At 45.4% G+C, this 9,921-nt stretch carries 11 protein-coding genes; 4 read left to right on the forward strand and 7 right to left on the reverse strand.

Translation table 11 applies throughout. The features are described from left to right. Positions 1-199 (reverse strand): HisA/HisF-related TIM barrel protein (locus Q0546_RS00805; RefSeq protein ID WP_298789644.1); only part of this gene is annotated, 199 nt, incomplete at its 3' end. A gap of 273 nt (positions 200-472) precedes the next feature. On the opposite strand from Q0546_RS00805, the gene rsmA reads away from it, so the two are divergent. From rsmA to Q0546_RS00825, 4 genes are read left to right on the forward strand one after another with little or no spacing between them, the layout of a single operon-like run. After that, positions 473-1,336, forward strand: coding sequence for a 16S rRNA (adenine(1518)-N(6)/adenine(1519)-N(6))-dimethyltransferase RsmA (gene rsmA, locus Q0546_RS00810; RefSeq protein WP_298789663.1), 864 nt, complete (start codon positions 473-475; stop codon positions 1,334-1,336). Next, a complete protein-coding gene (locus Q0546_RS00815) occupies positions 1,284-3,434 on the forward strand; it encodes a ribonuclease J (RefSeq protein WP_298789646.1) in 2,151 nt (716 codons plus the stop codon). The genes rsmA and Q0546_RS00815 overlap by 53 nt, the downstream gene beginning before the upstream one ends. Positions 3,435-3,443: 9 nt before the next feature. After that, positions 3,444-4,403, forward strand: a complete 960-nt coding sequence (locus Q0546_RS00820) for a KpsF/GutQ family sugar-phosphate isomerase (RefSeq protein ID WP_298789647.1) — start codon at positions 3,444-3,446, stop codon at positions 4,401-4,403. A 1-nt stretch (position 4,404) separates the two neighbouring features. Next, positions 4,405-5,178, forward strand: a complete 774-nt coding sequence (locus Q0546_RS00825; RefSeq protein ID WP_298789649.1) for a pseudouridine synthase — start codon at positions 4,405-4,407, stop codon at positions 5,176-5,178. Between the two features lie 365 nt (positions 5,179-5,543). On the opposite strand, the gene Q0546_RS00830 is transcribed toward Q0546_RS00825, so the two are convergent. The 6 genes from Q0546_RS00830 to Q0546_RS00855 all read right to left on the reverse strand — a co-directional run. Continuing rightward, positions 5,544-6,053, reverse strand: coding sequence for a hypothetical protein (locus Q0546_RS00830; protein ID WP_009494719.1), 510 nt, complete (start codon positions 6,051-6,053; stop codon positions 5,544-5,546). Continuing rightward, positions 6,050-7,003, reverse strand: a complete 954-nt coding sequence (locus Q0546_RS00835; protein ID WP_298789655.1) for a hypothetical protein — start codon at positions 7,001-7,003, stop codon at positions 6,050-6,052. The genes Q0546_RS00830 and Q0546_RS00835 overlap by 4 nt, the downstream gene beginning before the upstream one ends. Further along, positions 7,000-7,674, reverse strand: coding sequence for an ABC transporter ATP-binding protein (locus tag Q0546_RS00840; RefSeq protein WP_004321767.1), 675 nt, complete (start codon positions 7,672-7,674; stop codon positions 7,000-7,002). The genes Q0546_RS00835 and Q0546_RS00840 overlap by 4 nt, the downstream gene beginning before the upstream one ends. Beyond that, on the reverse strand, positions 7,671-8,780 hold the full coding sequence (locus Q0546_RS00845) for an FtsX-like permease family protein (RefSeq protein ID WP_298789657.1): 1,110 nt from the start codon (positions 8,778-8,780) through the stop codon (positions 7,671-7,673). Before Q0546_RS00845 ends, Q0546_RS00840 begins: the two co-directional genes overlap by 4 nt. Then, positions 8,770-8,958: a hypothetical protein gene (locus tag Q0546_RS00850; protein WP_298789659.1), complete on the reverse strand. Its 189-nt coding sequence runs from the start codon at positions 8,956-8,958 to the stop codon at positions 8,770-8,772. Before Q0546_RS00850 ends, Q0546_RS00845 begins: the two co-directional genes overlap by 11 nt. After that, the coding region (locus Q0546_RS00855; RefSeq protein ID WP_298789661.1) for a nitrous oxide reductase accessory protein NosL at positions 8,955-9,921 on the reverse strand (967 nt) is incomplete at its 5' end. The genes Q0546_RS00855 and Q0546_RS00850, both read right to left, overlap by 4 nt.

Here is a 9,921-nt window from a genome sequence, read left to right on the forward strand (position 1 = left end):
CGTCCACAATCGTATCGCGCTCAAGATGCGACGCCGTGATATCGAGGAAGCACAGCTCGTCCGCGCCCTCCTCGTTGTAGCGCTTGGCTATCTCGACCGGATCGCCAGCATCCACGAGACCTACAAAATTTACGCCCTTTACCACGCGTCCGTCTTTGACGTCTAGGCACGGGATTATGCGTTTTGCAAAATGATTCATCGCTCTTCTTTAGCTAAAATTTTGCTTTATTTTAGCTAAATTTGACTTATCTAATCATTACATAAGATATTTTTGGGTAAAATCGGCGAAAATTTAAGGTAAATTTACGCCGATGCCGCGAACATCGGCGTGCTTTAGGTGGGTGAGTGACCGCCGTTAGAGGACGATAACCGCTTATCGTCCGTGCGGGAGCGAATGAGCGAAGCTTATCGCAAAGCGATGCGAGCGATGGGTTTGTTTGCAGCAGTGGCTTCGCTACTCTGCGGAGTTAAAATGGAAAATATTAAAGCAAAAAAATGCTTCGGGCAAAATTTTTTACACGACGAAGCGACGCTAAACAAAATCATCCAAGCGATTCCCAAAGATACGCAAAATATCGTTGAGATTGGGCCTGGCTTAGGTGATTTGACATTTAGAATTTTGCGGATTTGCGGCGTAACTAGCTACGAGATAGATACTGAGCTTTTTGCGCTGCTACAGAAAAAATTCGCAAACGAAATTCAAAACGGACGATTGAAACTTTTTTGCAAAGACGCGCTGGATCAGTGGAGCGAAAGCGGCTTAAACGATGAGCCGTATTTTTTAGCGGCAAACCTGCCCTACTACGTTGCTACGAAGATGATCCTAAATGCGGTCGAGGACGAGAAATGTCGCGGCCTGGTCGTGATGATACAAAAAGAAGTCGCGCTCAAATTTAGCGCGAAAAGCGGCGATAGAGATTTTAGCTCTTTGGCGATTTTAGCCTCGCTTCAAGGTAGCTGCGAGCTACTTTTTGACGTGGATGCGAGCTGCTTTAACCCACCGCCGAAGGTGACTTCCTCGGTTATAAAACTGCAAAAAAGTAAAAATTTAATAGGCGAAACGGGCGTATTTAAGAGTAAATTTGAATACGAAAAATTTAAAACTTACCTCAAAATCGCCTTTAGCGCGCCTAGAAAAACGCTGATGAAAAATTTGAGTTCAAGCTACGAGAAGTCTGAACTCGAGCAAATTTTCAGCATGCTAAATTTGAGCGCAAACATCCGTCCGCATGAGCTAAATGTCGGTCTTTATCTAGAAGTATTTAAAAATTTAAAGGAAGATAATGAACGACAAAAACGAAGAAAAAGCGGTGGTCTCTCAGGGCAAGAGCAATAAAAAGCGCAGATTTCGCCCGAGAAATAAAAATAAGCAAGAAAATTTAGACCAAAACACGCAAAACGGCGAGCAAAAAGCTAGCCAAAGTGTGATAGATAATTTCTTTTTAGAGCCTTTTGACGGCGGCGAACAGCATGCCCAAAACGGCGAGCAAGCTAATACTAACAAACAAAACGGTAAAAGAAATCGTAGTAAAAATGGCAAACAAAACTCCCAAAACAGTGCACAAAACGAAAATAAAAACGCTAACAAACAAGCTGCTAACACAGAAAATCAAACGGGCGAAGCTAAGCCGAAAAAACAGCGAAAGCCAAAGAAAAATTTACCCGCCAAGCTAAGCGGAAACGAGCAGTGGCAGCAAGATATCGCCGCGTCTATGGAGGCAAACAAGGCCGTTCACGAACTGCGCCTCGAGCCGATGAAATATTTAAACTCGACCGATCACAGGATCCGCATCACGCCTCTTGGCGGACTAGGCGAGATCGGCGGAAACATGACCGTATTTGAGACCGACACGAGCGCGATCATCGTGGATATTGGCATGAGTTTTCCTAGCGAGAGTATGCACGGCGTGGATATCCTGATCCCTGACTTTGACTACGTGCGCAAGATAAAAGACAAGATAAAAGGCGTCGTCATCACGCACGCCCATGAGGACCACATCGGTGCGGTACCCTACTTTTATAAAGAGTTTAAATTTCCTATTTACGCCACGCCGTTGCCGCTTGGTATGATAAATAACAAATTTGAAGAGCACGGGCTAAAGCAGGAGCGTTCGCTTTTCCGCTCGGTTGAAAAGCGCAAGCCGTATTTGATAGGGGATTTCGAGGTCGAGTGGATACATATCACGCACTCTATCATCGACGCTAGCGCGCTTGCTATCACGACAAAGGCGGGCACTATCATCCACACGGGCGACTTTAAGATCGACCACACGCCGATCGACGGCTACCCAACAGACCTTGGCAGGCTCGCATACTACGGCGAGCGCGGCGTGCTGTGCCTGATGAGCGATAGCACAAACAGCTACCGCGAGGGCTTTACTAAAAGCGAAAGCAGCGTGGGTAAGACCTTTGACGCGATTTTTTCCAAAGCCAAAGGCCGCGTGATAATGAGCACGTTTAGCTCCAACATCCACCGCGTCTATCAGGCGATCGACTGGGGACTAAAATACAACCGCAAGGTCTGCGTCATCGGCCGTAGTATGGAGCGCAACCTCTACACGGCGATGGAGCTTGGCTATATCAAGCTCGATAAGAAAATTTTTATCGACGCTAACGAAGTCGGTAAATTTAAAGATAACGAAGTATTGATCGTCACCACCGGCTCTCAGGGCGAGACGATGAGCGCGCTGTACCGCATGGCTACCGACGAGCACAAATACATCAAAATAAAGCCGACCGATCAGATCATCATCAGCTCAAAGGCGATCCCGGGCAACGAAAGCAGCGTCTCGACTGTGCTAAATTTCCTCATCAAATCAGGCGCTAGCGTCGCGTATCAGGACTTTAGCGAGATACACGTGAGCGGTCACGCGGCGCAAGAGGAGCAAAAACTGATGCTGCGCCTAATAAAGCCTAAATTTTTCCTCCCGGTTCACGGCGAGTATAATCATATCGCAAAGCATAAAGAAACGGCCGTAGCCTGCGGCGTGGATGAGCGAAACATCTACCTGATGAGCGACGGCGATCAGATAGAAATTTGCCAAAAATATATGAAACGCGCCAAGACGGTAAAAACTGGCAAGGTATTTATCGACAACCAAATCAACAAGCAAATTTCAGACGACGTCGTGATCGATAGGCAAAATTTGGCCGAAGCGGGCGTCGTGATGATCATCGCGCAAATTTCCCGCCACGGCGCTAAGCTCATAAATAAACCTCGCGTCATCAGCTACGGACTCGTGGGCGATAAGCAAGACGGCGAGTTTAGGAAAGAGATGGAGGGCGTGCTGGAGCAGTATCTAAGCAACGTCAAAGAGGAGCTTTTAAAAGACGGCAGGATGCTCGAAGGCCAGGTGCGCCAAGTCATCCGCAAGCATATATTTAGAAAAGTCAAAAAATACCCGACTATCGTGCCGATCATATACCTGATGTAAGGGCGTAAAATGAGCGAGATGATAAAAATAGCTGCTAACGTGCTAAAGACCGAAGCTAACGAGCTAACAAGAAATGCCGAAATTTTAGACGGCGAATTTGAAAAAGCGGTCGAGATTTTATACCAAACCAAAGGCAAAGTCGTGGTTACGGGCGTGGGTAAAAGTGGACACGTCGGCGCAAAGATCGCCGCGACGCTTGCTAGCACTGGTACGCCTAGCTTTTTCATGCATCCGACCGAGGCGATGCACGGCGACCTGGGTATGATCGGCAAGGACGATACGCTGCTAGCTATCAGCTTTAGCGGCGAGAGCGAGGAGCTAACCAAGATCCTACCTCATGTGCAGCGTTTTGGCGTACCGATAGTTGCGATGGCGAGGGATAAATTTAGCACGCTGGGTAAATTTAGCGACGCGTTTGTGAAGCTTGACGTTAGCAAAGAGGCCTGCCCGCTAGATGCCGCACCGACTAGCTCGACGACGCTAACGTTAGCTCTAGGTGATGCGTTAGCCGTTTGCCTGATGGAAAAGCGAGGCTTTAAAAAAGAGGATTTTGCAAATTTTCATCCAGGTGGAAGTCTTGGCAAGAGATTATTTTTAAAAGTAAAAGACGTGATGAGAAGCGAAAATTTGCCGATAGTACGCTGGAATGCGAGCTTAAAACAGGCGATCGACACGATGACGCACGGCAAACTCGGTACAGTTTTGATCGTCGATAAAGACGGCGTTTTGGATGCGATTTTAAGCGACGGAGACCTTAGGCGGGCGCTGATGAGAGAGGACTTTGATCTAAACGACGCTGCGATCAAATACGCGACGATAAAGCCAAAAGAGCTAAATGATAAAGAGATGTTAGCGATAGATGCGTTAGCGCTCATCGAGCGGTATAAGATACAGCTACTAGCCGTCGTAGAAAACGGCGTTCCGGTCGGTGTTTTACACATACACGACCTTGCAAATTTAGGACTATAAAATGCAAAAAAGCAGATTAAATAAATTTATATCGCATAACACGAGTTATTCGCGTAGAGAGGCTGACGAGCTCATAAAACAGGGCAAAGTTAGCGTAAATGGCCGCGTCGTTAGCGAGCTGGCTACTAGCGTTAGCGAAGAGGATAAAGTAAAGATAAACGGCCGCATAGTAAGGCTAAAAAAAGAATTTACAATGATCGTTTATCACAAGCAAAAGGGCGAACTCGTTAGTAAAAAGGACGACCGCGGACGCAAAACTATCTATGATAGCCTTGACCGACAGTTTGCTAAATTTGTTAGTATCGGGCGGCTTGACTACGCTAGCGAGGGACTACTTTTACTAACGGACGCTCCTGCTATCGCTACCGCGCTGATGAATAGCGACGTAGAGCGCGAATACTATCTGAAAGTAAAAGGCGAGATAACGCCTGAAGTGATAACGGCAATGAATGAGGGCTTTTTCGCTGCAGACGCTACTAAGGGCGCGCATGCTAAAACCGCGATAAAATCAATGGAATTTAAGCCCTTTTTGGACTATAAAATTTTCGGCTCGAGCGGCGGTTTTACGAAACTAAAAGTCGTGATAAACGAAGGGCAAAACCGCGAGCTACGCCGATTTTTCGGATATTTCGACCTTGAGGTAATGGATCTAAAACGCGTTAGTTTCGGTCGCGTCGATCTTGGTATGCTAAAGCCCGGTAAATGGCGTTATTTTGAAAATAGCGAATACGAAGCACTGAGAGATTTTCTAAAGGTAAATAACGTTAGGTACTAACCTTTTATAAAACGTTAGCGATTAATTATGTAAAATTCATAGTGAAAAATTAACGTTAGCCAATAATTCATCAAATTTTCAAACTGGCGGAAAAATTGATCAAAATTTGGAATGCGTGCAAATTTAAGCAACAAAGATGAAATTTCAACATTTACCGTTAATAAGTCATCTCCTGTAGCAGTAAATTTACTAACGTTTAAACGCATGTTTGAACATTGAATTTATAAACTATGAGGAGACTCATTAAGTTTTTTACTAAATTTTAGCCGTAAAATATAGGCAAATTTAAAATTAAATCCGTCAAATTTAACTATTTTACTTTGTAGAGCTAATTTAGTAGAATAAAATCAAACAGGCTTTAAAAGCTAAATTTTATTCTCCGAAAGCAGTATAAAAATCAGCGGATTTATCAGCGTTTCTCCGCGTGCGGCGTAGAGCATAACGTCCTCGAAATAGTTGTCATTGATGCCGTAAACGTGATATTCGTACGCGCCGATGCCGTATCCCATCGGAGTGATGTCTACGCGCGAGTACCAGGCGTCTTTAGCTAGGATGTAGCGGCTTGTGTCTTGCGAATACACCCACAGCACGACGTCATCTTTGTTCTTTTGCCGCATGAGCCAAGTAAACGAGTTTGAGATGTCGTAGAAAAAGTACGTGTCGCCGTTTGGCATCACTGCCTGAGCCGTATTGTTTAGGTCGCTAATGAGAACCTTGCTCTCAAAGCAGAGGTATTTGTTTAGCTCGATGTCTAGCGGCTTTTTTTCTACGTTGCCGTGGCGAACGACGATTTTACCCTCGCTAGTATCCACTGAAAACGCGAGCAGCGCCACCACGCCGATGAGTAGTACGGCGGCGAAAATTTGCTTTATCATAATAAAACTCCTCGTAAAAGGTAGTATTTAGCGACGAAAAAGCTACAAACAAGAGCATTTACGATCAGCCAAAAAGAGGAAATTTTGAGCAAATGCTCGTAAGGTTTTTTCACGATTAGCTCGACCAAAAACGCCGCGATACCGTAGAAAATACCCAAAAACAGCGAGCCCCAGATGAGGTAGCCGACGTAAAAATACTCGCCCTTTAGCATGCAGTACGGGCATTTGTGATTTGGCTGTTCGTAGACGTAAAGCCCGAAAAAATAAGTAATCGCGTAGTATGCGATAAACAAAAACAGCAGGTTGCAAACAAAGCTCGCCATCGTCTGTTTGAGTAAATTTAGCGTCAAAATGACCGCAAAAATGGCGTAGTAAAATATGACCAAATTTAACTTCGTGTAGCCAAACGGTAGCTTTGGCGCCTGAAACACGACCGAGCAGCAAAAGACGGGCACTTTTAACGGCACGTTACTAAAAAATAGGATCTCGGCGGCAAATTCGATCAAAACGCCGATAAAAAGCGCGGTGAAGATGATGTATTTTCGCTTTAAATACGGAAAATTCGTCGCCTTTAAATCAAGCGAATTTATGATGAGCCACAGCCCAAAGCCAAAGATGAGCAGCAGTTTTAGCAGCAGCAAAATGCCGCCAAATTGATTTGATCCGATGACGCCAGCCGAGCACATGGCGCCGGGCACCACGTCTGCTAGCTCGTTTAGAGATAGCGCGAAAAATACGAACAAAACGATCTTGCAAACTACGGCAAAAAACAAAATCGTATTTACGAGGTAGTTGCGTTTTTCTAGGTCGTACTGTAAATTTGACGTCGAGTTAAAGTCCCATAGCCGCATGATACGCACGACGAAATACTGCGAAATGCCCATCAGCACGATGATGATGAGCTCGATTAGCAAAAACGCGATAACAACGTCCGATAAAAATACGCTCACAGCATCTCTCCGTCTTGCATCCTCACGTAGCCGTCCACGAAGTCCAGATCGTCAAATAAAATATCGTGCGTAGCGACGACGACGGTCTTTTTTAGCTCTTTAAATTTTTTCAGCATTTCGATAAAAATAAGCGAGTTTTGCTTGTCCAAATTTGCCGTCGGTTCGTCGGCTAGTATGACGCTAGGATCCATCGCTAGAGCCCTTGCTATCGCGCATCGCTGCTTCTCGCCGCCGCTTAGCTTTGAGATTATTTGATCTTTTTTGTGCGCGATGTTAGCGAGATTTAGCGCGCGATCGATTTGCGAATTTAGCTCGGCTTTTTTAAGACTTGTTAAGCTTAGCGGCGCCAGCACGTTTTGATAGACGCTAAGGCCCTCGATCAGGTTAAAGGACTGAAATATAAACCCGACCTCGCTATGTCTAAAATTTGAACTCATGATGTCTGGTAGTTTTGAGACGTTGCGACCGTTGATTAGCGCTTCGCCGCTGCTTGGTTTGCTAAGCGCGCCTAGAATGCCTAGTAGCGTACTTTTGCCGCTACCGCTAACGCCTTTTAGGATGACTAGATCGCCGCTTTTTACCGTCAAATTTATATTTTTCAGCGCGTGAAATTCGTTTGGTTTGTTTTGATTGTAAATTTTACAGAGATTTTTTACTTCTATCGCGTTCATTTTACTGCCTCGCTCATGTCGCTAACGGCGATGCGCCACGACGGGATGATGACGAATGCTAAAAACGGAATCACGTTAAAAACAAAGATCAAAAATAGCATATTAAAGTCGATGATCGGCGTAAAATCCGTGAAATTTGCTACCTCGCTGCCTAAAAATATATCGCGTAAAAACGGCGCGCCGAATAAAAACACGTAGATATATGCTCCAGCGACGCCCAGCAAATAGGCGCTAAAAGAAACTACGATATTTTGGATAAATTTAAGCGCGATGATATTTCTCACGCTAAAGCCGATACTGCGCAATATCGCGATCTCCTTTTTCTTCTCGCCGTATGCGAGCGAAATTTGATTTTTCAGCAGGATAAAAAACGAAACCATCGCCACGACGTAAAGTACCATGAAAATGCCGCCTTTGTAGTAGTAAAGGTGCCTTATTTTGGCCACGCCGTCCTCGATGCTCGTAACCTCGGTGTTCGGATATACGTTTTGGATCTTTAGGGCCACTTCGCTGATCTCGTTTACGTTTGGTACTTCGACGTAGAGCCTCGTGTATTCGCCCTCTTTTAGACTTAGTACCTCGCGCGCGGTGGCTGGATTCATGTAGATGACGTCGTTTGAGACGATACCCGTTTCATGCGGCGCGGTTTTGTTGATCTTCATCGGGATCATTTTTTCTTCGGTTAAAAAGTTAAAAACGTCCTCGTAATAAAGCTCCGCCATCTCTTTTTTTACGCCTTCGCCCACGATCATCTCGTTTTCGTCTAAATTTTCATCGCCGACGATGTGAAACCAGACTCTTTTTTGCGCAAAATAATACTCTCCCTCGACCGCTCCCTCGACGCTAGCAACGCCGGGGATCTTTGAGACGTCGTAGATGTAGCCGTCGTGTATCAGGTCTCGTTTGCCCGCACGCAGAGCCTCGACGACGACTTCTGGCTTTGAGCGGGTCAAATTCGTAAGGTCGCTTTGGATGGAGCTTGAGACGAAAAGAACCGCGCTTAAGATAAACACGATAAAAGCGAAGATAAAAAAGCTAAAAGCGTGATCGGCGCGGTCTTTATAGAGCAGCGTAACTGCGTAATCGATAAAATTTTTACTCGGCATAGACAAACTTCCCGTACTCTTTTGAAATAAAATTCGTCGAAATTTGCGCGTCTTTGACGGATTTTTGGATCAAATTTAGCTGAGCTTCCTTGCCTGCTCTATCGTAACCTAGGTAATGCGCCCCGATACAAACGTAAAGGATCGCAAAAAAGCCCGCTAAAACGCAGATGAGTCTCACATCAACCTCTCTACTAAAAGAGTCGTGATCTCGTCAAATTTGACGATCTGTTTGCCGCCGTGATCTTTGGCAAATGTTTTAGCGTCCTCTTCGTTTGCAAACGGTATGAGCTCGTTGCCCATAGGTCCGAGCACGTTTGAGCCGGTTACGTAGTAGGCGGTTCTGGCATCGATTTTGTTTAGCTTGTAGTAGTCGCTAACGTAAATTTGATCGTCTTTTTTGCCTTTTTCGAAATAATACTTCATCATGTCCTTGACGCCGTCAAAGTAAAGCTCCTCTTTGCTTGTTTTCATCATCGTCGCCCACTGCGGGTTTTTGCCGATTAGCATACCGCAAACAGGGCAGCGAGCGCCTTTTGGCACGACGATCCTCTCGGCTTTTTGCGCTTTTTGCTTAGATTTTGAGGCTTGATCGCTAGTGCCTAAATTTGCCGGAGTGTCCCATAGATATAGAGCTGCTGCTTGTAGGTGTTTGTCGTATTCTGGAGCCTTGCTTGCGCCCTTTGCGTCGCATGTTTTTTTGAGGTGGGCTTTTAGCTCTGAGATGGCTTTAAAGCTTTTTGGGTCGACTTTCTCGCAGTTTGCTTCGTAAAATTCCTTACCGTGCGCATAAACACCGCCTTCGCGTTTGGCTTTTATCATCTTGTTATCGCCCTCAAAATCCTGCCCCGCAATCTCGTAGGCCTTGGCGAAATTCATTATCTTGCCGCCGTTTTCTGCTTGGAATTCTTTCGCGTCGGCTTCTGTTGAGAAGGCGTATTTGCTATTTCTAGTCATCGTGCCGCCGATCTTGCTGCCGACGACGTAAAAGGCTTTATTTGCATCGATCAAATTTAGATTTTTCGTATCGACGACCTGCGCGTCGCTTGGGATTTTTCCCTCCGTTAATTCGTATAAGCAGTGCAGAGATGCTACTTGTTTGCCGTTATAGACGTGGTTGGTTTTATAAAATTTAACCAAATTC

Origin of the sequence: uncultured Campylobacter sp. (assembly GCF_937997465.1) — a bacterium.
Lineage (GTDB): Bacteria > Campylobacterota > Campylobacteria > Campylobacterales > Campylobacteraceae > Campylobacter_A.

What these genes read in the sequence shown, in the direction of transcription:
- rsmA (WP_298789663.1), top strand. Translation starts at nt 473, where the DNA reads ATGGAAAATATTAAAGCAAAAAAATGCTTCGGGCAAAATTTTTTACAC.
- Q0546_RS00815 (WP_298789646.1), top strand. Translation starts at nt 1,284, where the DNA reads ATGAACGACAAAAACGAAGAAAAAGCGGTGGTCTCTCAGGGCAAGAGC.
- Q0546_RS00820 (WP_298789647.1), top strand. Translation starts at nt 3,444, where the DNA reads ATGAGCGAGATGATAAAAATAGCTGCTAACGTGCTAAAGACCGAAGCT.
- Q0546_RS00825 (WP_298789649.1), top strand. Translation starts at nt 4,405, where the DNA reads ATGCAAAAAAGCAGATTAAATAAATTTATATCGCATAACACGAGTTAT.
- Q0546_RS00830 (WP_009494719.1), bottom strand. Translation starts at nt 6,053, where the DNA reads ATGATAAAGCAAATTTTCGCCGCCGTACTACTCATCGGCGTGGTGGCG.
- Q0546_RS00840 (WP_004321767.1), bottom strand. Translation starts at nt 7,674, where the DNA reads ATGAACGCGATAGAAGTAAAAAATCTCTGTAAAATTTACAATCAAAAC.
- Q0546_RS00845 (WP_298789657.1), bottom strand. Translation starts at nt 8,780, where the DNA reads ATGCCGAGTAAAAATTTTATCGATTACGCAGTTACGCTGCTCTATAAA.